The following is a 26,733-nucleotide window of genomic DNA, read 5'->3' as shown; positions in this document are numbered from 1 at the left end:
ATTTTTAGATGTGGGCTTATTGAGGTTATATATAGCGAATACATAATATAGCGAATACATAAAAAAGCCGCATTTAAATAAAATGCGGCTTGGTATTTTATTTTTTAACAACTGACAAAGTGTTTACTTGTGGTATCCCAAGCATGTTTCTACTTCGTTTTTAGAGCCTAATATGACTGCCACACGCTGGTGGATTGCATCAGGTTGAATATCCATAATTCGCTCAGTACCCGTTGAGGCTATACCACCGGCTTGCTCAACTAGCATAGCCATGGGGTTGGCTTCGTAAAGTAAGCGTAGCTTATTGGGTTTCTTTGCATCTTTAGTGTCGGTTGGGTACGTAAACAAGCCGCCTCGGCTAAGTACGCGATGCACATCGCCAACCATGGCAGCAATCCAGCGCATGTTAAAGTTTTTAGCGCGTGGACCCGTATCGCCAGCGAGTAAATCATTAATATAGCGTTGCATTGCTGGTTGCCAATGACGTTGGTTAGACGCATTAATAGCAAATTCGTTGGTATCAGCTGGAATAGTGGCAAAATCTTGTGTTAGTAAAAAGCTGCCTTGGGTTTTATCTAGCGTAAACATGCGTGTGCCTTTACCTGTAGTAAGTGCAAGCATAGTTGATGGGCCGTAAAGTACGTAACCTGCAGCCACTTGTTTATGGCCAGGCTGCATAAATATACTTTGATCGGCGGCATCTGAGCCTTCAGGTGCTTCCATAATCGAAAATATAGTACCAACCAGTGAGTTTATGTCGGTGTTTGATGAGCCGTCAAGGGGGTCAAACGCCACAATGTATTTAGCGTCTTGGTTACCTGCAACTGTGTAGTCTTCTTCTTCTGAGGCGATGGCTTTAACTGCCCCAGACTCCAGTAAAATATCTTTTAAAAGCTGATTAGAGAGTACATCGAGCTTTTTTTGTGTTTCACCTTGAATGTTTTCATCAAGCGTTGACCCTAATACGCCAGAAAGCGCACCTTGGCCAACACGAAACGATATTTCTTTACATGCTGCTAAAATGGTTCTAATTAACGATAAAAGTTCTCTAGGGCAACCGTCTTCTAGTAATACGGGTGGGAGTCTACGCATTCTATTTTCCTGATAACGTGTACTAGCTAATCTAAATGTGAGAGAGATTAACTTAGTGCGCTGAATTTCGTCTTAAATACCTGTATTGTTTAAATAGCACTGTAATAATGGTGCTACCTAATCGTACTTAAAACGCCAATAACAAAGATAAGATTATGAAAAAAATACCACTAATAAGTTACATACTCTTTACTGTGCTGTGCTCTATCATAACCCAAGCGCACGCAGCAATTAAGTCTATAGATGAATTTACTGCCCAAATGAATCACTTTCCAGGGTACTTTTCGTTTTATTACGATACACAAAATGGCAAAGTGTTCTTAAAAGTAGATAAATTAGAACAGCAATTTTTACTTCAGCAGAGCTTACCTTATGGAGTTGGCTCAAACGATATTGGTCTAGATAGAGGCCAACTTGGTAATACGCACCTTGTGCAGTTTGAGCGTTTTGGCAATAAAGTAATGCTGCGCGCTGTAAATACTTACTATCGTGCTAATACCAATAATAAAGCCGAGCAACAAAGTATTAAAGAGGCCTTTGCATCAAGTATCTTAGCGGGCTTTAAAGTTGTTGCACAAGATAAAACCAGCGCATTGATTGACTATACACCTTATTTATTGAGTGATGTGCACGGGGTTAGTCGAAAATTAGCTGCACGTAAACAGGGTAATTTTAGCCTTGATGAATCACGCAGTGCTGTGTACATGAGTCGCTCAAAGGCGTTTGTAAAAAACACCGAGCTTGAAGCTGTATTAACGTTTAAAGGCACAAAGCCGGGTGAATTTGTTCGCCAAGTGAGTGCCGATGCATACGCACTTACGGTGCATATGCATCACTCCCTTATTAAATTACCCGATGATAATTACACGCCGCGCAAATTTGACCCGCAATCAGGGTATTGGAGTATTGAGCATAAAGACTATGCCGCTGCGCTTGATGAGTCCATGTTTGTGCGTTACATACCGCGTCACCGTTTAGCTAAAAAAGATCCAACTTTACCGATAAGTGAGCCCGTAGAGCCTATTATTTACTACCTAGACCCAGGCGTTCCTGAGCCAGTTAAAAGTGCCTTATTAGAAGGCGGTAAATGGTGGAATGATGCATTTAGTGCTGCTGGTTACAAAAACGCATTTGTAATAAAAGTACTGCCGAGTAATGCAGACCCTATGGATATCCGTTATAACGTAATTCAGTGGGTGCACCGTGCTACACGTGGTTGGTCATACGGAAGCTCTGTAATAGACCCTCGCACAGGTGAAATATTAAAAGGCCATGTTACGCTTGGTTCACTGCGTGTGCGCCAAGATATATTAATAGCCGAAGCACTTGCAGCTCCCTATTTAAAAGGGGACGAGGTAGCTAAAAACCTACAAGCAATGGCGCTTGATAGGATCCGTCAGTTAAGTGCCCACGAAATTGGTCATACACTGGGCATTGCGCATAATTTTGCGGCTTCGGTGGGTGATAGAGCCTCGGTTATGGATTACCCACACCCACTTCTTAGCTTTAACGAGCAAGGTGAACTTGACGTAACTCGAGGCTATGCAAGTGGTATGGGTGTATGGGATACCCAAGTTATTAAATATGGTTACAGCGACTTTACTAATCAGGACGAAAGCGCTGAACTTGCTGCAATAATAAAAGAGAACAAAGCCAAGGGGCTTGAGTTTATATCTGACAGTGACGCACGCGCTAAGGGCGGTGCACACCCTACAGCACACTTATGGGATAACGGTACTAACCCAGCGCAAGAGCTACTTAGAGTGCTTAATGTACGTAAAAAAGCGCTTTCGCAATTTGGCATTAACAACATTAAAACGGGCGATGCTCTTTCGCAGTTAGAAGAAAAACTTGTGCCGCTCTATTTATTTCATCGCTATCAAGTAGAGGCTGTAGTTAAACTTATAGCGGGGGTTAATTACGAGTACGAAACACGCGACAATTCACCTGTTAAGGGCGCACAAGTGGTTGTAAAAGCGCAGCAGCAAGAAGCGGTAAATGCTATTTTATCCACATTAAAACCCGCTAATTTAATTTTGCCCGAGTCAGTGTTAGCGCTTATTCCGCCAAAGGCCTATGGGGAGTCTAAATCGCGCGAAAGCATAACTGGACGCACAGGTTTAACACTTGATGCAATGGCTTTACCAGAAGTCGCTGCACAGCATAGCTTATCTTTATTATTAAACCCACAGCGTTTAAATCGTTTAGCTCAACAACAAGTGCGTAATTACAATTTCTATAGCTTAGATGAGTTGCTTGAGCAGCTTTACAGTCACGTGTTTAATGTGTCTTCACCTAATACGATGAAAGGTAAAGTCACTCAGCGTGTACAGTTTTTAACTGCAAAAAATATAGCCGATTTAGTGGCAAGCGATAAAGTAAGCCCGGAGGTGCAAGCGCAGTTACGTTACTACTTAGTTAAGTTGAGTGATGAGTACAATCAAAATTCAATGCTGAGTAACACCAGTGTCGGCGAAAGCGCGTTTAAGCAGTATTTAGCAGAGCAAATTAAACAGTTTATAAAAGCTGGTAAGTGGCCTGAAAACTTTACTAATTTACCAATGCCACCAGGCTCACCAATATAATTTTACGTTTTAACTAATAGTGGCTACTTAACCTAGGGTTAGGTTGCTAAATAAGTAGCCACGTTGCTGTGCCTAAAAAGGCAAAAATACCAACAATATCAGTCACAGTTGTTAGTACAACACTGCCGGCAAGTGCAGGGTCTATATTCATTTTTTTCAATAAAATAGGAATACATGCGCCAGCAACACCCGCTACTACAAGATTCATAAACATAGCAAATGCGAGCACGCCGCCAAGCATAAAATCCCACTGCCAAAGTGCAATTACACCAGCGATAAGTAATGACCAAATAATCCCGTTTAATGCGCCTATGGCCAATTCTTTAGCCATTAAAAAACGTTGGTTAGTTTGATTAATATGCCCCACAGCTATACCGCGAATAACCAGTGTTAAAGACTGACTACCTGCTACACCACCCATTGAGGGCACTATGCCATTGAGTACAGCTAAAATAGGGAGAATGTCTAAGGTACTTTCAAAAAAGCTGGCCACAAAGGCAGCAGCCAGGGCGGTAAGTAAGTTAACGCCAAGCCATACTGAGCGTTTTTTTGAACTTTTTAAAACAGGTGCAAAGGTATCTTCTTCATCATCAAGACCCGCTAAGCTTAATAAGCTATGCTCAGCATCTTCACGAATAACATCAACAATATCATCAATAGTGACACGTCCAAGCAAGTGTGCGTTATCATCGACTACCGGTGCAGATATCCAGTTGTGGCGTTCAAATAATTGAGCGACCTCACTTTCATCCATCGAGATAGGGATAGACTCACAGTCTTCATCCATTAAATCTTGAACAATTTTTTCAGGCGGATTAGTTAAAAGCGTACTAAGAGACAATGCACCTAAAAAGCAGTTGTGCTTATCAACAACGTATAAATCATCGGTGCCTTCTGGTAGCTCGCCTCGCAGCCTGATATAGCGCAGTACAACATCAAGTGTAACATCTGGGCGAATGGTCACCGTATCGGTGTTCATTAGCGCGCCTGCAGAGCGTTCTTGGTATGATAAAGCCTGTGTCGCACGTTCACGGTCTTGCGTGTCCATCGCGCTAACTACATCTTTATACACGGTGTCAGGTAGGCTACGTAGTACTTCACCTAAATCATCGTGGCCCATATCCTCAGTGGCGGCGGCAATATGCTCAGGTTCCATTTGGGCAATGATGCCTAAACGTACATCTTCAGAGAGCTCTTCTAGCACGTCCCCTTGTACATCTGGGTCAACCAGCTGCCAAAGCATGCGTCTAATTTTATGCGGAGAGGATTCAAGTAAAAGGGCAGTATCACACGGGGCCGTTTTTGCTAGCATGCGTCTTACTTGAACAAATTGCCCACTATTAAGTGATTTAGTCACCTGTTTTAGTTGTTGCAGTGGGTAGTCTTGTTCAAACGCTTCTGGCATTGGCATCCTAATTTTTTATATACGAGGGGAGGCGATTAACCGCATTGTGATTAATCTAATTAAACACTATTCATTTACCAAGCTACACAAATCAGGGTATAAAGCAAAAATGTATGAGTAAGCTTGGTAATTAAACGTTTATTCTTGTTCGTTAAATCGCTGTGCGATTAATTGTCCGACCGCATGCAAAGCCTTTTCTGAGTCTGGGCCTTCACATACAACTTTAACTTCTTTGCCTTTACTACTTTCGAGTAGCATTAAGGCTAATACGCTATCACCAGCGGCTTCTTTATCATCTTGATGTAAGGTAATTTTAGCATCAAATTGCACAGCTAATTGCGCAAGGACCGTTGCCGCTCTGGCGTGTAAGCCTAATTTATTTTTTATTAAAAACGTGTCTTCACAACGCATAAATTACTATACCTAAACTGAACAGGTTATTATTTTAAGGTTACTTTTCTTGCTCACGGTGCCTAATTTTTACATTTGGATGTGTCATTGCAAAGCTCTCACCTATAGTTTGGGCTAAATAAACCGAGCGGTGTTGTCCACCCGTACAACCTATTGCAATAGTCAGGTAGCTGCGGTTATTGCGCTCTAAGTGTGGTAACCAAGTTTGTACAAATGTTTGAATTTGCCAAGTAAATTTTTGCACTATGCTGTGGTTTGCCAAAAAGTCTTTTACAGGTTGATCAAGACCTGTAAGCGGTTTAAGTTCAGGCTCCCAATGCGGATTTGGCAAAAAGCGAGCATCAAATACATAATCAGCTTCTTTAGGTATGCCGTGTTTAAAACCAAACGATTCAAACGTTACAATTAGTTGTTTATCTTTTTTTCCGAGTATTTTTTCGCGAATTGACTCAGCCAATTGGTGAACACTTAAATCAGTCGTATCAAGCATAAAGTCTGCGCGGGTTACAAGTACATCAAGCAGCTCTTTTTCTTTTTTTATTGCTAAGTCGAGCGGCAATGAATCGATGGATAAAGGGTGTAATCTGCGTGTTTCTGAAAAACGTTTTATGAGTGTTTGATCATCACTGTCTAAATAAAACAGAGTGGGTTTAGCAAAGTCAGGTAGGTACTCGAGAATATCGTTAAACTCGTCTTGTTCTTTGGGGATATTACGAACATCGATACTAACAGCTATTTTGTCATAGTTATCTGAAACACTACGTACTAAAGAGGGCAGCAGGTTGACCGGGATATTATCTACGCAATAATAGCCTAAATCTTCAACCACACGTAAAGCAACCGATTTACCTGAACCGGAACGGCCGCTTATGATTATTAACTCCATTTATAGCCCTTAGTATTTACTACGATTGATCAACAATTACTTGATACAGTTCTGCATCGGTTTTAGCGTTTCGCAGCTGTTTGCAAAATTCTTTATTGCTCAGTTTATCAGCTATGGTTGCTAGAGTCTTTAGGTGCTGCTGGTTATCGCCATCTGGTACGATGAGTGCAACAAAAATATCAACAGGACAGTTATCAATAGCATCAAAGTTTACAGGCTTGTCACTAACGAGTACTAACGCAAGCGGTTCTTCTACGCCACCCATTCTGCCATGCGGAATTGCGATACCGCGGCCAATACCCGTACTACCTAGTTTTTCTCTGCTAGCTAGCGCATTAAGAATATCCTGTTGCGGTAAGTAAGGGAGCTTTTCATGAGCCAGCTCACTGATAAATTCTAAAATTCTTTTTTTACTACTAAAAAGGACCGCAGCTTTGCTGCAGTCCTGGCATACTAATGTACTTAATTTCATAATATTAGTGTCTAGCAAGCTTCTCTTTATGTTTTATGACTTGACGATCGAGCTTGTCAATCAACGAGTCTATAGCAGCATACATATCTTGGTGCTCTGTTGAGGCAAATAAATCTGCGCCGCTTACATGAATAGTCGCTTCTGCTTTTTGGTTGAGTTTTTCTACATCGAGAATGACATGCACATTGCTAATATGATCTGAGTGCCTTTCTAGCTTTGCAAATTTATTATTTACATAGTCTCTAAGTGAATCAGTTACTTCTACGTGACGACCAGTTAGGTTTAGTTGCATAAGCATTTCCTCTTTGTTTTTTACGTCTTATATCAAACTCTTTCTCTGATTTGACGGTGGAATAGCTAGCGATTCACGGTATTTTGCTATTGTGCGTCTAGCTACTTTAATTCCTTGCTCTGCCAATATATCCGCAATTTTACTATCACTCAATGGTTTGGCTGAGTTTTCCGCGGCAATTAGCTTTTTAATTAAGGCACGTATTGCGGTTGACGAACATTCGCCGCCGTTTTCAGTGCTTACGTGGCTTGAGAAAAAATATTTAAGCTCAAAAATACCACGTGGCGTATGCATATATTTTTGCGTAGTAACACGCGAAATTGTTGATTCGTGCATTTCTACCATTTCAGCAACATCGTTTAAAACCATTGGTTTCATGGCTTCGGGGCCATGTTCAAAAAACGCTTGTTGCTGTTTTACAATACAGTTTGTTACTTTTAGCAGCGTGTCGTTTCTGCTTTCAAGACTTTTTATAAACCATTTAGCTTCTTGCAGATGAGAGCGAATAAACTGGCTATCTCCACTAGATTTTACGGTACGTGACATGGCCGCATACTGACTATTTACGCGTATTTTTGGCATGCTATCTGGGTTTAGCTCTACCACCCAACGGCCCTTAATTTTTTTAACTGATACATCCGGTATGACATACTCAGACTCTTCCCTTACTATTGTATCTGCAGGTTTTGGGTTGAGGGTATGTATAAGAGTCATGACCTCTTTAAGCTCGTCTTCTTTAAGCTTAGTCTTTTTCATTAATGTACGATAGTCGCGTGCCGCTAATAGATCAATGTGATCGGTTAAGATCATTTTAGTTTGTTCTATAAAAGGGGTGTCTTTATCAAACTGATTAAGCTGAATACACAAGCACTCCTGTAAGCTTCGCGCGGCTATACCTACAGGGTCGAATAATTGAATACGTTTTAAAACGGCTTCTATTTCATCCAGTTCAACCTCAACGTCGTCATCGTTTTCTTGGTTAAAGCTTTCTAAAATTTCTTCACAACTTAGCGTTAAAATACCCGAGTCATCTACAGCTTCTACAATGGCTATAGCAATAGCTTCATCAGTGGGGCTAAAAGGAGTAAGCTGAAGTTGCCACATTAAGTACTCATGTAGCGTTTCAGTAGAGGCGCCCTGATAAATAGACTCATCTTCTGGCATTGGGCCTGAAGATGCCGCAGGGGCTGCACTCATGTACTCATCCCAAGTTACATCCATCGCCATATCATCGCTAACGGTGTCTTTATTTAAAGCTTCACCACTGTCTTGCTCGTATTCACTGGTTGTATCATCAGCCGATGCGCTTACGGTTACATCATCCGTATCTGCTTTTTGTTCATTTTTTCCAGCCGACTCTTCCGTGTAATCTTGCTCTTCTACTTCTAATAGCGGGTTGCTATCCAGTGCTTCTTGTATTTCTTGCTGGAGATCCAATGTACTGAGCTGCAGCAAGCGAATCGCTTGTTGCAATTGTGGAGTCATTGTAAGTTGCTGGCCCATGCGCAGCTGTAATGATTGCCTCATGTATCTCTAACAATCCTTTTATGTTGTTATAATTAATATTAGCAGATGCTTGTAGGTGTGGCTTAAATGTTACAGCCTAAATTGCTCGCCTAAATAAACATCGCGTACAGTTTTGTCATTTAATACGTGTTCTGGGGTGCCAGATGCAATTAGCTCCCCATGAGAAACAATGTAGGCTTTTTCACAAACATCAAGGGTTTCTCTTACATTGTGATCGGTAATTAATACGCCAATGCCACGATTTTTAAGATGTTCTATTATTTTCTTTATATCTAACACTGAAATCGGATCAACACCAGCAAAAGGCTCATCCAACAAAATAAATTTAGGGTTCGCTGCGAGTGCTCTGGCTATCTCTACACGGCGGCGTTCACCACCAGAAAGCGCCATACCTTGGCTATCACGTATATGTTGAATGCTAAATTCATCAAGTAAGTTGTTAAGCGTTTCTTCTCGCGCGGCTTTATTTAGCTCTTTGCGCGTTTCTAAAATAGCCATTAAATTTTGATAAACTGTTAGCTTTCTAAATATAGATGACTCTTGCGGCAAATAGCCAATGCCTAAGCGAGCACGACTGTGCATAGGTAATAACGTGATGTCGTTATCATCAATAGATATTTTACCTTTGTCGCTAGGTACTAACCCTACAATCATGTAAAAGGTGGTGGTTTTACCTGCGCCATTAGGGCCTAATAAGCCCACTATGCTGCCGGCTTCTACCTCAAGGCCTACATTTTTTACAACTTGGCGGCCTTTATAGCTTTTTGCTAATAGTTCTGCTTTTAAGGTGCTCATGGTTGACCTTCGTTACCTGTTTTTTCTTTAATATTTGCTTCAACAGGCACTAAAATTGTGTGGACACGATCCGTTGAGTTTTCGTCTTTTTCTGCGCTAATAAGCTGCTGCTGCATATCGTAGGTAATACTTTTAGCATTAATTTTTTGACCGGCTTGCGCGACTTCGGCATCCCCAACAAGTGTTAAAAAGCGCTTTGCTACGTCGTAACGTACTTCGTTTGCACTGGCACTCATTACGGTACCATCGTCTTGTTTTTCTTCGAAGTAGGCAGGGCTGCCAGTGGCAATAAGCAGTTGTTTGTTATCCCCTAGGTCTTCACGTTTATGTACTTCGAGTCGGTCGGCTGTAATTTTGCGGTTCCCATGCACAATTTCGACGTTTTTTTCAAAAATACCTACGTTTTCTTTAAGTTGACCTTCTTGACGGTCTGCACTAATAGAAATTTGGTTTGCTGGCGGTTGAGCAGCAGGCTCAGCAGCAGAAGCGCTAAATGCCAGCATCAGCGATGGGATAATAAGTATTTTAGTGAGTTTATTGGTCATAATATATTGTTCGCGTATGGTTAATTAGTTTTATTACTTCGGTTTTTAAATCGGCTTCAAGGCCTTTACCGACAATCTTTAAATTTGGCCCAGTGACAACCACTGGCTGCTCAGAGCGCATTGTTAGCGCTTTAATGTCGACTTCGATGTTGTCGGCATTGATGTTATCTATCATGGCGTTATCAACTAAATTTTTGGCAACCACGTTGCCTTCTAAAATAAGTTGTTTATCTTCGTAAAGCGTTGCTTCGTCAGCGTTTATTCGCCATGTTTGTGTTTCGTTATATAAAGTAAAAATAGGCTTTTCAAAAAATGTAAAACCAAGTTGTTGGTACAGCTCCATTTTAGCCGCGGTAACTTTATGGCTTATTTTACCTTGCTCGTCATAGGTTGTTTGCTTAAGCTCTATAGCGGTGTAATCAGGCTTTGCAATGACTTCTGGTTCTTGCTCTGGTGCTACATTGCTTTGCGTAAAATAAGGGTACCAAAGCCAAACCATACAGCCGATGAATAACACACTGAGTATAACGCGTGCTGCATTCATGAACTGGTACCTTGTGTAGTAAGTGCTATACCGTTTTCGAGCATGAGTAAATCTGTGAGCTCTCTCACTGCACCAAAGCCACCAGGCATTTGTGTAGTGTAATGCGATAAGCGTTTAATTAGCGGGTGCGCATCGTTTACTGCGACGGCAAAACCAACGCGCTCCATGACGGGCATGTCAGGTCCATCATCGCCAATATAGGCTATTTGTTCATCAGTTAACTTTAAAGTGTTTTTGAGTTCTTGATAAGCAATAAGTTTGTCTTCTTGGCCTTGATAAATATGCTGTACGGTTAAGCTGCTCATGCGAGCTTGCACTATTTTTGAATGACGCCCCGTAATAACCGCAACTTCAAAACCGCTATTGATCAGTGCCTTAATGCCAAAACCATCTTTTGTATTAAATGCTTTTAACTCTTCGCCTTGGTTACCGAGGTAAATTCGGCCATCAGAAAATACACCATCAATATCGCATATGAGTAGTTTTACTTTTTTGGCGCGTGCTCTGGCATCATCGCTTAGCGGTTGATAGAGATCTTCAAATTGCATTTATAATACTCCTGCTTTTAAGAGGTCTTGCATATTTAAGGCGCCCACAGGCTGGTTTTGCTCATTAACTATGATTAAACCATTAATCCGCTTATTTTCCATTATATTTAGTGCTTCTGCTGCAAGCATATCGGCCGTGGCGGTGGTGCATGACTTAGTCATAACTTGGTTAATAGCGGTGTTATGTATATCAACTTTTTGCTCTAAAATACGACGTAAGTCGCCGTCGGTAAAAAGGCCAGCAAGCTGTTGATTGTTATCTACAATAGCAGTCATGCCTAGCCCTTTGGCAGACATTTCTATTAACGCGTCTTTAATTGTTTGCGTTACACCTATAATAGGGGTGTTTGTGCCGCTGTGCATTACATCTTTTAAAGTGAGCAACAATCGCTTACCTAAGCTGCCGCCAGGGTGAGAGAGTGCAAAGTCATCGGCGGTAAAACCGCGTGCTTCTAAAAGCGCAACCGCCATTGCATCACCCATTGCTAAAGTGGCTGTGGTGCTTGCTGTTGGCGCTAAACCTAACAAACATGCTTCTTGTTCTACCTTTATGCATACGTGCACATCGGCAAGTGTTGCCATAGTAGAAAGCGGGTTGCCCGTCATCGATATTATTTTTGCACCGAGGCGTTTTAGCACCGGAATAATATTTAGTACTTCACTGGTTTCGCCCGAGTTTGATATAAGCATAACCACATCATTTTTGGTTATCATGCCTAAATCACCATGACTTGCTTCGCCTGGGTGAACAAAAAAAGCAGGGCTGCCTGTACTGGCAAGGGTAGCAGCAATTTTATTACCAATATGGCCTGATTTACCCATACCAATAACAATAATGCGGCCTTGGCAATCAAACATGGCCTGACACGCATTATTAAAGTTTTCATCAACGTATTGTTTAATATCCGCAAGCGCTTGGCGTTCTATGTTTAATACGCGTAAACCTTGCTCTATAAAGTTTAGTTGTGCCATTGTTACCCTACTTGACTAAAAATATAACCTTGGTACGCCAAAAATGCGATGAGTAATAGACCACCTTCTACTCTATTGATACGCTGAGAACCTCTAAAGTTCAATGACATAATAATAAGCGCAAGCGTTGCACCCAACATAATAAGTATGTCGCGGTTTGCAAGTGATGGGTCGACCACTGATGGGTTAATAATACCTGCAAGCGGCAATACCGCTAGAATATTAAATATATTTGAGCCAACAATATTACCTAGCGCTAAATCGTCTTCGTTTTTAAGAACGCCTGCAACAGAAGCCGCAAGTTCAGGCAAGCTTGTGCCAATGGCAATAATAGTTAAACCAATAACTAAATCGCTTAAACCAAAGTATTTTGCTATATCGACAGCTGAACCAACTAAAAAATGGGAGCTTACAGGCAATAAAACCATACCGACAATAAGCCAAAATATTGCTTTTTTAGTGGGAACATCATTAGGGACTTCATCGCATGCTTCTGAAACAAATGGATCATCTTGGTTTTTAGCTCGTAGGGATACAATAATTAAACCACCAATAAACACAATAAAAGCGACTAATAAGGCGATACCTTCGGTGAGTGAAAAGTAGTTATCTGAAAACACATACCACGTAGCCAATGATGCCAACATTACGAGCGGCATTTCGCGTTTTAACGTACTTGAGGAAACACTCAGCGGGCGCAGCAGTGCAGTTATCCCTAACACAAGTAATATATTTGTTATATTTGAGCCCACCGCGTTACCTACCGCTGTGTCGGTTTTATTGGCCAGAGCAGCCGATGCAGACACCATCATTTCAGGGGCCGAAGAACCCATAGCAACAACCGTTAAGCCAACTATTAAAGTGGGCACTCCAAAGTTTTTAGCAAGCGCAGCCGCACCGTATACAAATCGGTCGGCGCTCCATACAAGTGCAGTAAAACCAAGAATTAAAATAACAAACGAGGTAACCATTATGTTAAGCCAGATGTTCAAAATACAGATGGCGCGAATAGTAACAAAAGCCAACATGAAAGTATAAGCAAAAGAGTGGGGTCTACTATAGCAGTGTGCGAATTTTATGCGCTTAAGCAAAGGTTAAGGCAATTTACTTCAGCCTTACAGCGCTTTTTGTAGGCGTATTACAAAATCTTACGAATTGTTTTTTCCATCTTGGTTAAAAAACCCTTAAAATAGGAGCACGAGTGAACATTGTTACGGAGAGCGACTTGTCGCAATCAATAGTAGAAGTCAAGGATGTTAGCTTTTCGCGAGGCGATAGAACCATATATAAAAATATGAGTTTTAGTGTTCCTAAAGGTAAGATAACAGCGATTATGGGGCCAAGCGGAATTGGCAAAACCACAATGCTACGCTTAATTGGTGGGCAGCTTAAGCCTGACGCCGGCGATATTTTATTCGAAGGTGGCAGTATTCCTAAAATGTCGCGCAAAGAGTTATATGCGGCACGAACCAAAATGAGCATGCTGTTTCAAAGCGGTGCGTTATTTACTGATATGTCGGTATTTGACAACATTGCATTTCCTCTGCGAGAGCATACCAAGTTAAGTGAAGCGTTAATAAAACTAGTCGTATTAATGAAACTGCAAGCAGTGGGTTTACGCGGCGCTAAAGACTTAATGCCTTCTGAGCTTTCTGGTGGTATGGCCAGACGAGCAGCACTTGCACGTGCTATTGCGCTGGACCCAGAGCTCATTATGTATGATGAGCCTTTTGCCGGCCAAGACCCAATATCTATGGGCGTATTGGTAAAGCTTATTAAGTCATTAAATGAAGTGCTAGGTTTATCATCCCTTATTGTAACCCACGATGTGACGGAGGTAATGAGTATTGCCGATCACGTTATTATTATTGCCGACCAAGGCGTAATAGGGGCAGGGACACCGGATGAAATGAGAAACCATGAATCTCCATTAGTACAGCAGTTTTTAAAAGGGTTATCGGATGGGCCTGTGCCATTTCATTACCCAGCACAAACGTATGCTGATGAGCTGTTAGGAGAAAACACTTAATGTTGGATTTATTTCAAAAGTTAGGTCATAAAACGCTAGGGCGTTTTGCAGCATTAGGGCGCTCTGCCACCATGCTTTTTAATGCACTGTGGAATATACCTAACTTTAAAAAAGGCACACCGCTGTTAGTACGACAACTTTATATGGTTGGTTCGCAATCATTATTAATTATTATGGTGTCGGGTTTGTTTATTGGTATGGTGCTTGCGCTGCAAGGGTATACCGTACTAGTAGGCTATGGTGCCGAAGACAGCTTAGGCCCATTAGTTGCGCTTAGTTTGTTACGTGAATTAGGTCCTGTGGTAACCGCGCTATTATTTGCGGGGCGCGCCGGCAGTGCACTAACCGCAGAAATTGGTTTAATGAAAGCCACCGAACAACTCTCTTCACTAGAAATGATGGCCATTGACCCTCTTAAGCGCATTATTGCTCCGCGTTTTTGGGCTGGTTTTATTAGTATGCCATTGCTTGCACTTATTTTTTCTGCGGTTGCCATTATCGGTGCTCATTTAGTTGGGGTTGATTGGTTAGGCGTAGATACCGGCAGCTTTTGGTCGATAATGCAATCGCAAGTATCGTTTCAAGAAGATGTATTAAACGGCATGATCAAAAGTTTTGTATTTGCCATGGTAGTGACCTGGATTGCGCTTTATAAGGGCTACGATTGTATTCCAACCTCAGAAGGGATCAGTAAAGCAACAACAGAAACAGTTGTTCACTCATCACTGGCAGTATTAGGGTTTGACTTTATTTTGACAGCGGTAATGTTTACCAGCTAATAGGGTATAGATAATGAATTCACGGAAATTAGAGATTTTAGTTGGCTTTTTTGTCGCATTAGGCATTTTAGCGTTTGCAATGTTAGCACTTAAAGTGGCTAATTCGGGTATTAGCGGGTCGGGCGAAACCTACACGCTAAATGCAAAGTTTGAAAATATTGGCTCACTTAAAGCACGCGCGCCGGTAAAAGTAGGCGGCGTAGTAATTGGGCGTGTTGAATCTATTTATGTCCATCCGCAGGAGTTTTTGCCTGTGGTCAATATGACTATTGATGCACAGTATTTATGTCGTTTTTCAGACACGAGCTCAATCTCAATTTTAACATCGGGAATTTTAGGGGAGCAGTACTTAGGTATTCACCCTGTTATTTCTCCTAACGCAGCAGAACAACGCTGTTTAGGTGAAACAGTGACCGAAAACGCGCAAGATCAAGCAATCGACGAGTTATTTGGCGTAGAAAGCAAAGCGCTAGGTGATGGTGATTCAATCACAGATACGAAGTCTGCACTTGTTTTAGAAGAGTTAATTGGGCAGTTTTTATTCAACCAAGGTAGTGAGTAATTATTATGTTGAAACAGTTTTTAGCCGTTATTGCACTTGGTGCAACCCTTGCTGTGCAAAGTGTTAGCGCAGCCGAAGTAAAATTGACAGATCCTAATAAAATGGTACGCCAAGTATCAGAGCATACTTTTGAGCGGATTAAAAAAGATCAACCGCTTATCGTTAAAGATAAAGAACACCTTCGTGTTATTGTAGAAGAAGAGTTAATGCCTTACATAGACTACAAATATGCAGCATTACGCGTATTAGGTAGTGAAGTGTCTAAAGTACGTGCGATTAAAGATGAAGCGCAAAAAGCCAAAGCGATAAAAGACATCCAAGAATTTATTGGTGCGTTTAGAAGTTATTTAGTCGCAACTTACGCTGGGGTATTTACTCAATATACAGACCAACATGTTGAGTTTGGTGCAGCACAACCATTTAAAGGAAAAGATGTGGTTGTAGTAAAAACTAAAATCATTGAAGATGGTAAACCTGACATAAAAATTGATTTTAAAGTGCGTGAAGATCGCAGTGGCGAGTGGCGTGCATACGATATGATTGCAGAAGGAATTAGCTTACTTGATGCAAAACAAAGTGAGCTACAAGGTATTTTGCGCCAGCAGGGTATTGCGCATGTAAGCAAATTACTAGAGCAAAAGAGTCAGCTACCTGTGCAATTTAGAGGCAACAACAGCAATGACTAAATTGGCAATTAGCCAAGTTGATGAGCAGCATTATAGGGTAAGTGGTGAACTTACCCGCAGCTCAATTGGCAATGAACCGCTTCTGAACGTCCAGTCATTAAGTAAGCATAAAACCATCTATTTTGACCTTTGTGAGGTCATGAGGGTTGACACAGCGGGCTTAGCTTGGTTAATTCACTCTTTTGCTGAATTTAAGCAACAGGGCACACGCCTTGAATTGCAAAACCCACCTGAGCAATTGCAAAATTTAATGCAATTAGGTCAGGTAACAACTTTATTTGAGTGAGAGTTATGGAAACTAGCCAAGTCGAAACGTTATTACGCGATGAACTTCAATTATCTGAAGTAAAAGTAAAAGCCAATGGTAGCCATTATGAAGTAATTGCGGTAGGTGAGTGCTTTGACGGTTTAAGCCGCGTTAAAAAGCAACAGCTAGTTTATGGCCCATTAATGAATACTATTTCAGACGGTACAATTCACGCTGTATCAATTCGTGCATTTACGCCAACTGAGTGGAAGCGTGAACAAAAATTTATTTTACCTCAATAGTTAAGGCCTCTTAATGGATCAGTTTGTAATTCAAGGTGGCACTTCACTTGCTGGTGAAGTAACTATTTCTGGCGCTAAAAATGCCGCATTACCAATTTTGTTCGCTGCATTGCTTGGCGACGGTAAGAGTACATTTACGAATGTACCTCGCCTTCGCGATATTGTAACCACCGAAGCGCTTTTAAGCACCTTAGGCGCGACCGTAAATTGGCAAGGCGATACACTCTACATTGACGGTGCAACCGTTAACAAAACGCTTGCTCCTTATGATTTAGTTAAGCAGATGCGCGCTTCTGTTTTAGCCCTAGGGCCTTTAGTGGCACGTTTTGGTGAGGCGCAGGTATCGCTACCTGGTGGGTGTGCAATAGGCGCCCGCCCAGTTGATATACATATTCAAGGTTTAGAGCGCATGGGCGCGCAAATAAACGTTGAAAACGGTTATATCAATGCAAAAGTAGAAGGTCGTCTTAAAGGCGCTGAAATTTTTATGGAAATGGTGAGTGTTGGCGCAACCGAAAACTTACTAATGGCCGCAGCACTTGCCGATGGTAAAACGGTACTTGAAAACGCAGCACGCGAGCCTGAAATTATTGACCTTGCCAATTGCCTAATTGCAATGGGTGCAAAAATTACTGGTGCAGGTACAAGCCGTATAGAAATTGATGGCGTAGAGCGTTTAGGCGGCTGTGAGCACAGTATTTTACCTGACCGCATTGAAACAGGCACTTTTTTAGTTGCAGCAGCAATGGCTGCAGGCGAAGTACTTTGTAAAAAAACAGATTATCATTCACTTGAGCCTGTTATTGAAAAATTACGTGCCGCGAATGCATTAGTTGAAGTAAACGATGACAGCATTTATTTAGATATGCGTAATCGTGAGCTTAAAGCCGTTAATATTAAAACCATGCCTCACCCTGGTTTTCCAACCGACATGCAAGCGCAGTTTACCGCGTTAAATGTAGTGGCTAATGGCAGTGCAACAATTACCGAAACCATTTTTGAAAACCGTTTTATGCATGTACCTGAATTACAACGCATGGGCGCTAATATTCGTTTAGAAGGGCACACGGCTATTTGTGGTGAAACGCAAAGTTTAAGTGGTGCTCAGGTAATGGCAACTGATTTACGTGCCTCTGCAAGCTTAATTTTAACCGGTATAGTGGCGCAAGGTGAAACGGTAGTCGATCGTATTTACCACGTAGACCGAGGCTATCAACGCATTGAAGATAAACTCAGTGGCTTAGGCGCTAATATTAAGCGCAGAAGTAGCTAATACCCATTCGCAATAATATTTATTTGCTTTGAGGTGAGGGCAAACTTGCTCGCTAAATTAAGCACACTGGGTTAAAGACAGTTTACTTTAGACATAAAAAAGGTCGGATACGCGTATTGCTATCCGACCTTTTTATTGTCACTTTGGTTAGAGTTTAGTCTCGAGTTCTGCAACTCTAACCATTATTTTTTTTATTTTACCGTTTCGATACAGCTCAAATTCTATTTCTTTACCGGGCTGTGTATTGCCTATTTTTTCGAGTACTTTTTGCGGGTTGGCAACGCTTAATCCTGCAATTTTAATAACAATATCTTGCTCTTCAATGCCAGCTTGCCATGCAGGGCCTAATGGGTCTAAATTGGTGATTCGCATGCCTGCAACCGGTGTTAGACTGTCGTTTACTTCTTTGCCTGTGCTATCAACAGCCGTGCCTTCAAACCCTAAATAACCACGTACTACACGGCCATGGCGTATCAGCTTTGCCATTACTTCTTTAGCCAGCGAATAGGGAACAGCAAAAAATATTCCTTGGATATTTAGGTTTTCACGGGTTTTAAACTGCGCAGACGTAATTCCCACTAAATCACCATTAGAATTAACTAAGGCGCCACCAGAGTTACCTACATTTATAGCGGCATCCATTTGTAATAGGTTGTTGTAAGGGCTATCGGTAATTTTTTGTTTACCGGTGGCGCTGATTATACCTTGGGTGATGGTTTGCCCTAAATTGAGTGGGTTACCTATGGCTAGTACTACATCGCCTACACTTGTGGTGTAATTGTCGTTTACCGGAATAACGGGCAGGTGATCGGCGTTAATTTTTAATAAGGCTAAGTCGGTAATAGTGTCAAAGCCAATTAACTGCACATCAAAAAAGCGTCGACCATCGGTTAATATAACCAAAATTTGATCTGCATTATTTATGACGTGGTAGTTAGTTAAAATGTAACCATCTTGGGTCATAATAACCCCAGAGCCCAGCTCTTGAACGGTGTTTTGTTGCTTATACCTAGGCTCTTTAGAAATACTTTCCGAAAAAATGGTTACCACCGACGGTGCAGCACGTTTAACCGCGTCAGAAAAACTAAGATGATTTGAGCTCATAGCACTGGGCAAGGGAACATTAGGGAGTAAAGAGGCGCGCATATTAGGGCTGAAAAAAACCACTAAAAAAGCGATACCTAAACCGACAAACAAGGGGGGAAGTACAAATTTTAGTAATTTCAGCACGAGATTCTTATTGTTAGTGAGCAATTCTTTATGATGGCACAAAAAAAATAACAGCGGCAAGTGCTGCTGTTATTTTTATTGCTTATTTATAGTGTGTTACTTATTGAATAAGTACAAAGATAGACTCTCTGCCACGTTTAACGCCAAGTACAATATTACCTTGGGTATCTTCGATAATTTTGTTCATTTGACGAATGTTTTCTACACGTTGGCGGTTAACTTGTACAATAATATCACCTTCTTCAAGACCTACGCGTGCCGAAGGAGAGCGCGGATCTACTGTGGCTACTTCAATACCTTTAGTGCCATTTTTTTGCACGTTTTCAAGCGTTGCACCTTGGAATGCAGGATGCAGTTCATCGCCTGCAGCTGTTACACCCGATGCGCCATCAAGGGTCACCTTAATAGTTTTTACTTTGCCATCGCGGTAAATACCTAATTTAACTTCACGGCCTTCACCTAAAGTCGCTATTTTGCTACGCAGCTCATGGAAGCCACTAATATCGCTACCATTAATACTAATAATAACATCGCCAGCTTTAATACCTGCTTTACTTGCTGCGGTATCATCCATTACTTGCATAACGTAAGCCCCTTGTTTAACGTCAAGTTGCTGTGCTTTTGCAAGGCCTGCATCAAGTGGGCGGCCAGAAATACCCAGTGAGCCACGGCGAACTTCGCCATGTTCAATAATTTGGTCGACTAGGTTTTTCATCATATTTGATGGAATAGCAAAGCCAATACCTACATTTCCTCCCGAGGCACCTAAAATAGCAGTATTAATACCAATGAGTTCACCATTTAAATTAACTAAAGCGCCTCCTGAGTTACCTTGGTTAATAGCCGCATCGGTTTGAATAAAGTCTTCATAGCCTTCAATATTTAAACCACTACGCCCTAATGCACTTACAATACCTGAGGTTACGGTATGGCTTAAACCAAATGGATTACCAATGGCCACTGCAAAGTCGCCGACACGCAATTTATCTGAATTAGCGAGTTTAACTGCGGTTAAATCATCTGCATCTATTTGTAATAATGCAATATCAGACTCTTTATCTGTACCTATTTTAGTCGCTTCAAATTCACGGCCATCTTCTAGCGTCACCACCATTTTTTCGGCATCTTGAATTACGTGATTATTTGTTACGACATAACCTTCATCGGCATCAATAATAACCCCTGAGCCTAACCCACTAAATTGACGTTTTTGGCTACGTGGTTGGGGGTTACCAAAAAAGTATTCAAGGGGGTCTGCACGACGACGTACTTCTTTTGACCCAGAAACCTGAATGCTCACAACGCCTGGAGTAATTTGCTCAAGCATAGGCGCAAGTGTAGGTAATTGTTGGCCGTTAACAGCAATAGGTAGTTTTGCATAAGAGGCCATAGGGCTTAATAATAAGCTTGTAGATAAGATTGCAGCACTAATAAGTGATAATTTCATTTTCATAGTCAGGGTGTACTCCACATCACAGGAAAAGCAAAAAGGCTGCATAAGCAGCCTCTTCGAATTTAAATATAAAGCTGTTACATTTAAAGACTATGGGGTCAAAAAAAAGTTCCTCAAGATAGCACTAACATTTTAGCGTGCATCGTATATTAAGAGGCTTTTACTGTTTTTGAATCGCTATTTTGTCCTGCAAACAAACCAGACTCGCCCGATACGTAATCGGCAGGTTGTGCCTGTGCAGATGAACGGTCAACTTCGCGTTCTTTTAAAGACGCTTGTAATTGCTCAGTTGTTTCTTTAGAGAAAAACGGCTCACTAGGGGCTTTGTTTTTATCATCAAGTAATAGTTGATTAGTTTCTTCAACATGGCTGAGTAGTTGGTCGTAATTTTCTTTCATTTTATTCACAAGCTTACCCGTGCTTGCTAAATGATCAGCCACATCTTGGCGATACTGCTCAAGCGCGTTTTGTGCTTGCTCTGCTTGTTCTTTTAATTCATCTTGTTTAAATTGTTTTTTAGTAACGAATGCACCAACAAAAAATGCCACTACAGCAGTAATGACAATTAAACCTACCCACGTAACTGTGCCCATAACTTTACCCCTTTGGGAAAAAATATCTAATAATGCCTGATTCAAATATAAATCATCCTGTAGGTAATATACCCCGAGTTAAGATGCGTGTTAATATGCTGAGCAAATTAAACTGTGTTTAAAATGTAATTAGATATGACTCCTTGGCAAACTTACCAGCAAGATCTTAAGCGCGATGACTTTGTACATGACCAAGCACAAGAAAATGCAGTGCGCCATTTACAACGTTTATACGATGACCTGACAAATAAAAAACCGCAGCAGCAAGGTTTTTTTGCAAAGTTGTTTAATAAAAACGAACCTGAGTCAATAAAAGGGCTTTATTTTTGGGGCGGTGTAGGGCGTGGTAAAACCTACCTAGTCGATACCTTTTATGAGGCACTGCCAGGTGAGCGTAAAATGCGCGTGCATTTTCATCGCTTTATGCACCGAGTTCACGATGAACTAAAAAAACTCAATAATAAAAGTAACCCGCTAGAAATTGTTGCCGACATATTTAAAGCCGAAACCGACATTATCTGTTTTGATGAATTTTTTGTGCAAGATATTACCGATGCCATGTTACTCGGCGGCTTAATGCAGGCATTATTTGCACGCAATATCGTATTAGTCGCTACCTCTAATATAGTACCTGATGATTTATATAAAAACGGCCTGCAACGTGCGCGTTTTATTCCGGCCATTGAACTGGTAAAAGCGAACACAGAAATAGTAAACGTAGACTCTGGTATTGATTATCGCTTGCGTACCCTTGAGCAAGCCGAAATATTTCACAGCCCGTTAGATGAGCAAGCCGATAAAAACTTATTTGAATATTTTGATAAACTCTCGCCAGAGGCGGGGGAATGTGACCAACCCATAGAAATAGAAGGGCGCTTAATCAACACACGCAAAGTGGCTAAGTGTGTAGTGATGTTTGAATTTAGCGAATTGTGCGAAACCGCACGTAGCCAAGTCGATTACATGGAAATTAGCCGTTTATATAACACCGTTATACTTTCTAATGTAAAACAGCTTGGGCAAAATAATGACGATGCAGCTAGGCGCTTTATAGCCTTAGTGGATGAATTTTACGAGCGCCATGTCACCTTGATTATTTCGGCTGAAAAGCCAATTACTGAGCTATATACGCAGGGCAACCTTAACTTTGAATTTAAACGTTGTATTAGTCGCCTTCAAGAAATGCAGTCATTAGAGTATTTAGCAAAAGAGCATTTATCGTAGCGCCAGTTTATAAGCGCGTAATAACTCTTTTAACCGGCTTTATTGTGTTTTTATATCAATACATAAATTTTTGTAATTTTCTTGTGGAAAAAACAACCGCTCGGTAGCAATGTGTTTTAAGTGCTGGTATACTCCCGCGTCTGCCACGTTGCGTTCTATGTCCTCATATAGTTTAGCCACTTGTGAGCGGCGCTAAAGTCTAAAACTCGAAGGGGTTATAGCATACTTAGAGCGGTAGTTAATAATAACTGCCTGTGGTTTTAATTGAAAAACATTGGATTTTTATAAATGAAAACGTTTGTTGCTAAACCAGAAACAGTAAAACGTGACTGGTACGTAGTTGACGCTGAAGGTAAAACTTTAGGTCGCATCGCTACTGAAATCGCTCATCGCCTACGCGGTAAGCATAAAGCTGAATACACTCCACACGTAGATACTGGTGATTACATCATCGTTATCAATGCTGAGAAAGTTACTGTAACTGGTAACAAATTCAAAGATAAAGTGTACTACGCTCATACTGGTTTCCCAGGTGGTCTTAAGTCTACTACTTTTGATAAACTTCAAGCTGCAAAGCCTGAAATGATCATCGAAAAAGCTGTTAAAGGCATGTTGCCACGTGGTCCTTTAGGCCGCGCAATGTACCGTAAACTTAAAGTTTACGCAGGTACTGAGCACAACCATGCTGCACAACAGCCTCAGGTTCTAGACATTTAAGGAGCACTATCATGGCAAATCAATACTACGGTACAGGTCGTCGTAAAAGTTCAAGTGCTCGCGTATTCTTACGCCCAGGCACTGGTAACATCGTAATCAACAAGCGCTCTTTAGAAGAGTACTTTGGTCGCGAAACAGCACGCATGGTTGTTCGTCAAGCTCTTGAGCTTGTTGACATGACTGAAAAATTTGACCTTCACATCACCGTTGCCGGTGGTGGTACAACTGGTCAAGCTGGTGCTATCCGTCACGGTATCACTCGTGCACTTATGGAGTTTGACGAGTCATTACGTCCACAACTTCGTAAAGCAGGTTTTGTTACACGTGATGCACGTAAAGTTGAACGTAAGAAAGTGGGTCTTAAGAAAGCGCGTAAGCGTCCACAGTTCTCAAAACGTTAATTTTTACGTTATCAAGAATTCAAAAACCCAGCTTATGCTGGGTTTTTTGTTTTTGGCATTTAAATTTAAGTACTTACCTACCTCCAGCCGCCTTTTTTAAGGCCAGGCGCTGATCATATTTTGTAATTACCGCGTATTTAATGTACGAAAGTTAAAAAATACCCATTTCACTGCAAAAAAGTTAAATAATTATCGTAATTAGTGTAAATCCATCAGTTAATTGGTGGAATTTTTTGCTACAATTGGCTGGCAAGTAGTATGAGCAAGTTCAACATCACCATGTACAGTTTATCTGTTTCCTCTTAGTGGGGTTGATCTTGGTCAGTATATTGTTTTTACAGAAGCGCTATTATAGTCATTCGGCTTTATTCTCGAGCTTACTTTATCAACCTGTTGATCAAGTCGGGTTATTCGAGCGTGAGGCTGTGAATAACCTTGTTTTAATCAAGGGTTTTAATTATGATCGCTTCTATTTTAAAATTTTTGAAAAATTAACCTGCTGTAACTGATGTTCTCAATATAGCAAGTGTTGAGAATCATAGTGGAGATAAGTGGATGAGCAATGCGCCTGTAGACAATGGCCGACGTCGCTTTTTAACCATAGCTACCTCTGTTGTAGGTGGTGTTGGTGCGGCTGGGGCTGCTGTTCCTTTTATTGCGTCTTGGAATCCAAGTGAGCGAGCTAAATCTGCGGGTGCGCCTGTAGAAGTAGATATCAGCAAACTTGAGCCAGGGCAATTAATACGTGTCGAGTGGCGTGGTAAACCTGTATGGGTTGTATCACGTACCCCTAAAATGCTTGAGCAGATGAAAGAACATGAAGGTCAACTTCGTGATCCGCAATCGCAAGAGCCACAACAACTAGAATCATCAACAAATGATTACCGTTCATTACGCCCAGAGATATTTGTCGCTGTGGGTATTTGTACGCATTTAGGGTGCTCGCCAGGTTTCTTACAAGGTAACTTTGGTGAGAAAGTTGAGGGCACTGACGATGGATTTTTCTGTCCGTGTCACGGTTCTAAATTTGATATGGCTGGACGAGTATTTCAATCAGTACCAGCACCATTAAACTTAGAAATACCACCTTATACTTTTCTTGATGATACCACTATTTTAGTGGGCGAAGAAAAAGGGGTAGCCTAATGTTTGGTAAGCTGATTGGTTGGATTGACGACCGTATCCCAATGACACGTGTTTGGAACATGCACATTGCACAGTACCCAGCACCTAAAAACTTTAACTTCTGGTACTTTTTTGGCTCACTAGCTATGTTAGTACTGGTAAACCAAATCCTTACAGGTATTTGGTTAACGATGAACTTTGTTCCATCTGCTGAGGGCGCTTTTGCATCAGTAGAGTACATCATGCGTGATGTGGAATACGGTTGGCTATTACGTTATTTACACTCAACGGGTGCATCTGCGTTCTTTATCGTTGTATATCTGCATATGTTCCGTGGCATGATCTACGGTTCTTACCAAAAACCACGTGAATTACTGTGGCTATTTGGTATGTTTATTTTCTTAGCGTTAATGGCTGAAGCCTTCATGGGTTACTTACTACCATGGGGACAAATGTCGTTCTGGGGTGCACAGGTAATTATTTCACTATTTGGGGCTATCCCGGTTATTGGTGATGACTTAACACTTTGGATCCGTGGTGACTACGTAATATCGGGTGCAACGCTTAATCGCTTCTTTGCATTACACGTTATTGCCCTACCATTGGTTATTGTTATTTTAGTGTTCTTGCACATTGTTGCTCTTCACGAAGTGGGTTCTAACAACCCTGACGGTGTTGAAATAAAACGCAAAAAAGGCACTGTAGCTGAAGAAGATAAGCCTAAATTTAAATTCCATGAGTATTACACCAGCAAGAAAGATATTGTTGATGCGATACCGTTCCACCCATACTACACAGTAAAAGATATTGTGGGTGTTGTTGGCTTCTTGATTTTGTTTTGTTGGGTAGTATTCTTTATGCCTGCAATGAATGGTTTCTTCCTTGAAGCGCCAAACTTTGAAGCGGCAAATCCACTTAAAACACCTGAGCATATTTTCCCTGTTTGGTACTTTACGCCATTTTATGCAATCCTTCGTGCTATCCCAGACAAGTTAATGGGTGTTGCGGCTATGGGTGCGTCTATAGTGGTACTAGCATTGTTACCTTGGATTGACCGTGGTCGTGTTAAATCGGTTCGTTACCGTTGTGGCTTCCACAAGTGGAACATTGCAGGTTTTGTTGTAACTTTCGTTCTTTTAGGTTGGGTGGGTGCAACTCCACAAACTGACTTGAAAACGATAATTTCTCAAGTCTGTACTGTGACTTACTTTATGTTCTTCGTACTGTTATTTGTATACAGTAAGAATGAAAAAACTAAGCCATTGCCTGAGAGGTTAACGAAATGATGAAAAAGCTAATTATCGGTATATTTGCTTTATCAGTAAACTTGCTGCCTAATATGGTTATGGCTGCAGGGCCGTCAGTTCCTTTAATGGAAGCGGGTAACGATATATCTGATCAACCTTCTTTGCAACGCGGCGCTAAGTTGTTCATGAATTACTGCCTTGGTTGTCACCAAATGCAGTACCAACGTTATGAACGTACTTTCCGCGATATTGGTATTCCGACAGAGCTTGGTAAAGAGCAGCTAATTTTTGACGGTTCAAAAGTAGGTGGTCATATTCTTAACGCTATCACTAAAGATGACGCTGCAAAATGGTTTGGAGCGGCTCCGCCGGACTTAACAAATGTGGCGCGTGTGCGCGGTAGTGATTGGATTTATACTTACTTAAAATCGTTTTACAAAGACGAATCACGTCCGTTTGGTGTTAATAATACGTTATTTCCATCAGTAGGTATGCCACATGTTCTTCAAGAGCTACAAGGTTTACCTACACCTATTACTGAAGAAGTAGAACAACACGGTGAAACAGTCATCAAGGTTGTTGGTACTGAAACAGATGGTAAGGGCGAGCTAAGCGTTGATGAATACGATCAAGCTGTTCGTGATTTAACGAATTTCTTAGAGTATGTAGGTGAGCCTACACGCCTTGAGTCAGAAGCGTTAGGTATTAAGGTAATCGGGTTTTTAGTTATCCTGTTTATCTTGGCATTTATGCTTAAGAAAGAATACTGGAGAGATGTTCATTAATTTGAG

At 41.3% G+C, this 26,733-nt stretch carries 30 protein-coding genes; 14 read left to right on the top strand and 16 right to left on the bottom strand.

Going from position 1 to position 26,733, the window contains the following annotated elements; all coding sequences use genetic code 11:
• Positions 1-123 precede the first annotated feature (123 nt).
• Positions 124-1,092 carry a class 1 fructose-bisphosphatase gene (locus AN389_RS05740; protein WP_055019432.1) on the bottom strand — a complete coding sequence of 323 codons (969 nt, stop codon included), beginning with the start codon at positions 1,090-1,092 and terminating at the stop codon, positions 124-126.
• A gap of 155 nt (positions 1,093-1,247) precedes the next feature.
• On the opposite strand from AN389_RS05740, the gene AN389_RS05735 reads away from it, so the two are divergent.
• Entirely contained in the window at positions 1,248-3,677 is a 2,430-nt protein-coding gene (locus AN389_RS05735; protein ID WP_055019431.1) for a zinc-dependent metalloprotease, read from the top strand.
• Between the two features lie 46 nt (positions 3,678-3,723).
• Here the strand turns inward: AN389_RS05735 and mgtE are convergent, their stop codons facing one another.
• The 12 genes from mgtE to AN389_RS05675 form a co-directional block, all read right to left on the bottom strand.
• Positions 3,724-5,082: a magnesium transporter gene (gene mgtE, locus AN389_RS05730; RefSeq protein ID WP_055014217.1), complete on the bottom strand. Its 1,359-nt coding sequence runs from the start codon at positions 5,080-5,082 to the stop codon at positions 3,724-3,726.
• 138 nt (positions 5,083-5,220) lie between these two features.
• Positions 5,221-5,493 (bottom strand): HPr family phosphocarrier protein, encoded by a 273-nt coding sequence (locus AN389_RS05725; RefSeq protein ID WP_055014216.1) that lies wholly within the window; start codon positions 5,491-5,493, stop codon positions 5,221-5,223.
• Positions 5,494-5,533: 40 nt separating this feature from the next.
• The gene (rapZ, locus tag AN389_RS05720; protein ID WP_055014215.1) at positions 5,534-6,379 is read right to left on the bottom strand and encodes an RNase adapter RapZ; all 846 of its coding nucleotides are present in this window, start codon (positions 6,377-6,379) and stop codon (positions 5,534-5,536) included.
• A 19-nt stretch (positions 6,380-6,398) separates the two neighbouring features.
• Positions 6,399-6,851, bottom strand: a complete 453-nt coding sequence (locus AN389_RS05715; RefSeq protein WP_055017524.1) for a PTS sugar transporter subunit IIA — start codon at positions 6,849-6,851, stop codon at positions 6,399-6,401.
• A gap of 4 nt (positions 6,852-6,855) precedes the next feature.
• Positions 6,856-7,143 carry a ribosome hibernation promoting factor gene (gene hpf / locus AN389_RS05710; protein WP_004589084.1) on the bottom strand — a complete coding sequence of 96 codons (288 nt, stop codon included), beginning with the start codon at positions 7,141-7,143 and terminating at the stop codon, positions 6,856-6,858.
• A 27-nt stretch (positions 7,144-7,170) separates the two neighbouring features.
• Positions 7,171-8,670, bottom strand: coding sequence for an RNA polymerase factor sigma-54 (locus AN389_RS05705; RefSeq protein ID WP_055014213.1), 1,500 nt, complete (start codon positions 8,668-8,670; stop codon positions 7,171-7,173).
• A 69-nt stretch (positions 8,671-8,739) separates the two neighbouring features.
• Positions 8,740-9,465, bottom strand: coding sequence for an LPS export ABC transporter ATP-binding protein (gene lptB, locus AN389_RS05700; RefSeq protein ID WP_004589086.1), 726 nt, complete (start codon positions 9,463-9,465; stop codon positions 8,740-8,742).
• Positions 9,462-10,010 (bottom strand): lipopolysaccharide transport periplasmic protein LptA, encoded by a 549-nt coding sequence (lptA, locus tag AN389_RS05695; RefSeq protein WP_055014212.1) that lies wholly within the window; start codon positions 10,008-10,010, stop codon positions 9,462-9,464. Before lptA ends, lptB begins: the two co-directional genes overlap by 4 nt.
• On the bottom strand, positions 10,000-10,554 hold the full coding sequence (lptC, locus tag AN389_RS05690) for an LPS export ABC transporter periplasmic protein LptC (protein WP_055017523.1): 555 nt from the start codon (positions 10,552-10,554) through the stop codon (positions 10,000-10,002). Before lptC ends, lptA begins: the two co-directional genes overlap by 11 nt.
• Complete coding sequence (gene kdsC / locus AN389_RS05685) at positions 10,551-11,102, bottom strand: 3-deoxy-manno-octulosonate-8-phosphatase KdsC (RefSeq protein WP_055017522.1); 552 nt, start codon at positions 11,100-11,102, stop codon at positions 10,551-10,553. Before kdsC ends, lptC begins: the two co-directional genes overlap by 4 nt.
• On the bottom strand, positions 11,103-12,074 hold the full coding sequence (locus AN389_RS05680; RefSeq protein ID WP_055014209.1) for a KpsF/GutQ family sugar-phosphate isomerase: 972 nt from the start codon (positions 12,072-12,074) through the stop codon (positions 11,103-11,105).
• A gap of 2 nt (positions 12,075-12,076) precedes the next feature.
• Positions 12,077-13,045, bottom strand: a complete 969-nt coding sequence (locus tag AN389_RS05675; RefSeq protein WP_055014208.1) for a calcium/sodium antiporter — start codon at positions 13,043-13,045, stop codon at positions 12,077-12,079.
• Between the two features lie 254 nt (positions 13,046-13,299).
• Here AN389_RS05675 and mlaF point away from each other — a divergent pair, with 254 nt between their 5' ends.
• Genes mlaF through murA form a run of 7 tightly spaced genes read left to right on the top strand, consistent with a single transcriptional unit; the run spans position 13,300 to position 17,952 of the window.
• The gene (mlaF, locus tag AN389_RS05670; protein ID WP_082422676.1) at positions 13,300-14,103 is read left to right on the top strand and encodes a phospholipid ABC transporter ATP-binding protein MlaF; all 804 of its coding nucleotides are present in this window, start codon (positions 13,300-13,302) and stop codon (positions 14,101-14,103) included.
• Positions 14,103-14,882, top strand: coding sequence for a lipid asymmetry maintenance ABC transporter permease subunit MlaE (mlaE, locus tag AN389_RS05665; protein WP_055014206.1), 780 nt, complete (start codon positions 14,103-14,105; stop codon positions 14,880-14,882). The genes mlaF and mlaE overlap by 1 nt, the downstream gene beginning before the upstream one ends.
• Positions 14,883-14,895: 13 nt before the next feature.
• Positions 14,896-15,444, top strand: coding sequence for an outer membrane lipid asymmetry maintenance protein MlaD (gene mlaD / locus AN389_RS05660; RefSeq protein ID WP_004589094.1), 549 nt, complete (start codon positions 14,896-14,898; stop codon positions 15,442-15,444).
• A 5-nt stretch (positions 15,445-15,449) separates the two neighbouring features.
• Positions 15,450-16,130, top strand: coding sequence for a phospholipid-binding protein MlaC (locus tag AN389_RS05655; RefSeq protein ID WP_055017520.1), 681 nt, complete (start codon positions 15,450-15,452; stop codon positions 16,128-16,130).
• Positions 16,123-16,416, top strand: coding sequence for a lipid asymmetry maintenance protein MlaB (locus AN389_RS05650; RefSeq protein WP_055014204.1), 294 nt, complete (start codon positions 16,123-16,125; stop codon positions 16,414-16,416). The genes AN389_RS05655 and AN389_RS05650 overlap by 8 nt, the downstream gene beginning before the upstream one ends.
• A 5-nt stretch (positions 16,417-16,421) precedes the next feature.
• Positions 16,422-16,679 carry a BolA family protein gene (locus tag AN389_RS05645; RefSeq protein WP_004589097.1) on the top strand — a complete coding sequence of 86 codons (258 nt, stop codon included), beginning with the start codon at positions 16,422-16,424 and terminating at the stop codon, positions 16,677-16,679.
• Positions 16,680-16,692: 13 nt separating this feature from the next.
• The gene (murA, locus tag AN389_RS05640; protein ID WP_055014203.1) at positions 16,693-17,952 is read left to right on the top strand and encodes a UDP-N-acetylglucosamine 1-carboxyvinyltransferase; all 1,260 of its coding nucleotides are present in this window, start codon (positions 16,693-16,695) and stop codon (positions 17,950-17,952) included.
• Between the two features lie 147 nt (positions 17,953-18,099).
• Here the strand turns inward: murA and AN389_RS05635 are convergent, their stop codons facing one another.
• The 3 genes from AN389_RS05635 to AN389_RS05625 all read right to left on the bottom strand — a co-directional run bounded on the left by AN389_RS05635 (position 18,100) and on the right by AN389_RS05625 (position 21,228).
• The gene (locus AN389_RS05635; RefSeq protein WP_055014202.1) at positions 18,100-19,182 is read right to left on the bottom strand and encodes a trypsin-like peptidase domain-containing protein; all 1,083 of its coding nucleotides are present in this window, start codon (positions 19,180-19,182) and stop codon (positions 18,100-18,102) included.
• 100 nt (positions 19,183-19,282) lie between these two features.
• Entirely contained in the window at positions 19,283-20,635 is a 1,353-nt protein-coding gene (locus AN389_RS05630; RefSeq protein WP_055014201.1) for a Do family serine endopeptidase, read from the bottom strand.
• A 149-nt stretch (positions 20,636-20,784) separates the two neighbouring features.
• The gene (locus AN389_RS05625) at positions 20,785-21,228 is read right to left on the bottom strand and encodes a YhcB family protein (RefSeq protein WP_055014200.1); all 444 of its coding nucleotides are present in this window, start codon (positions 21,226-21,228) and stop codon (positions 20,785-20,787) included.
• A gap of 135 nt (positions 21,229-21,363) precedes the next feature.
• On the opposite strand from AN389_RS05625, the gene zapE reads away from it, so the two are divergent.
• From zapE to AN389_RS05595, 6 genes are all read left to right on the top strand, one after another.
• The gene (zapE, locus tag AN389_RS05620; RefSeq protein ID WP_055014199.1) at positions 21,364-22,452 is read left to right on the top strand and encodes a cell division protein ZapE; all 1,089 of its coding nucleotides are present in this window, start codon (positions 21,364-21,366) and stop codon (positions 22,450-22,452) included.
• A 288-nt stretch (positions 22,453-22,740) separates the two neighbouring features.
• Complete coding sequence (gene rplM, locus AN389_RS05615; protein ID WP_004589103.1) at positions 22,741-23,169, top strand: 50S ribosomal protein L13; 429 nt, start codon at positions 22,741-22,743, stop codon at positions 23,167-23,169.
• 8 nt (positions 23,170-23,177) lie between these two features.
• Positions 23,178-23,570 carry a 30S ribosomal protein S9 gene (gene rpsI / locus AN389_RS05610; protein WP_024600778.1) on the top strand — a complete coding sequence of 131 codons (393 nt, stop codon included), beginning with the start codon at positions 23,178-23,180 and terminating at the stop codon, positions 23,568-23,570.
• Positions 23,571-24,125: 555 nt separating this feature from the next.
• A complete protein-coding gene (gene petA, locus AN389_RS05605) occupies positions 24,126-24,716 on the top strand; it encodes a ubiquinol-cytochrome c reductase iron-sulfur subunit (protein WP_055017516.1) in 591 nt (196 codons plus the stop codon).
• Positions 24,716-25,981 (top strand): cytochrome b N-terminal domain-containing protein, encoded by a 1,266-nt coding sequence (locus AN389_RS05600; protein ID WP_055014197.1) that lies wholly within the window; start codon positions 24,716-24,718, stop codon positions 25,979-25,981. Before petA ends, AN389_RS05600 begins: the two co-directional genes overlap by 1 nt.
• Positions 25,978-26,727 (top strand): cytochrome c1, encoded by a 750-nt coding sequence (locus tag AN389_RS05595; protein WP_055014196.1) that lies wholly within the window; start codon positions 25,978-25,980, stop codon positions 26,725-26,727. Before AN389_RS05600 ends, AN389_RS05595 begins: the two co-directional genes overlap by 4 nt.
• The last annotated feature ends 6 nt before the right edge of the window (positions 26,728-26,733 follow it).

This window comes from Pseudoalteromonas sp. P1-7a (assembly GCF_001401855.1).
Lineage (GTDB): Bacteria > Pseudomonadota > Gammaproteobacteria > Enterobacterales > Alteromonadaceae > Pseudoalteromonas.
This window is presented reverse-complemented; position numbering and strand designations above follow the sequence as displayed.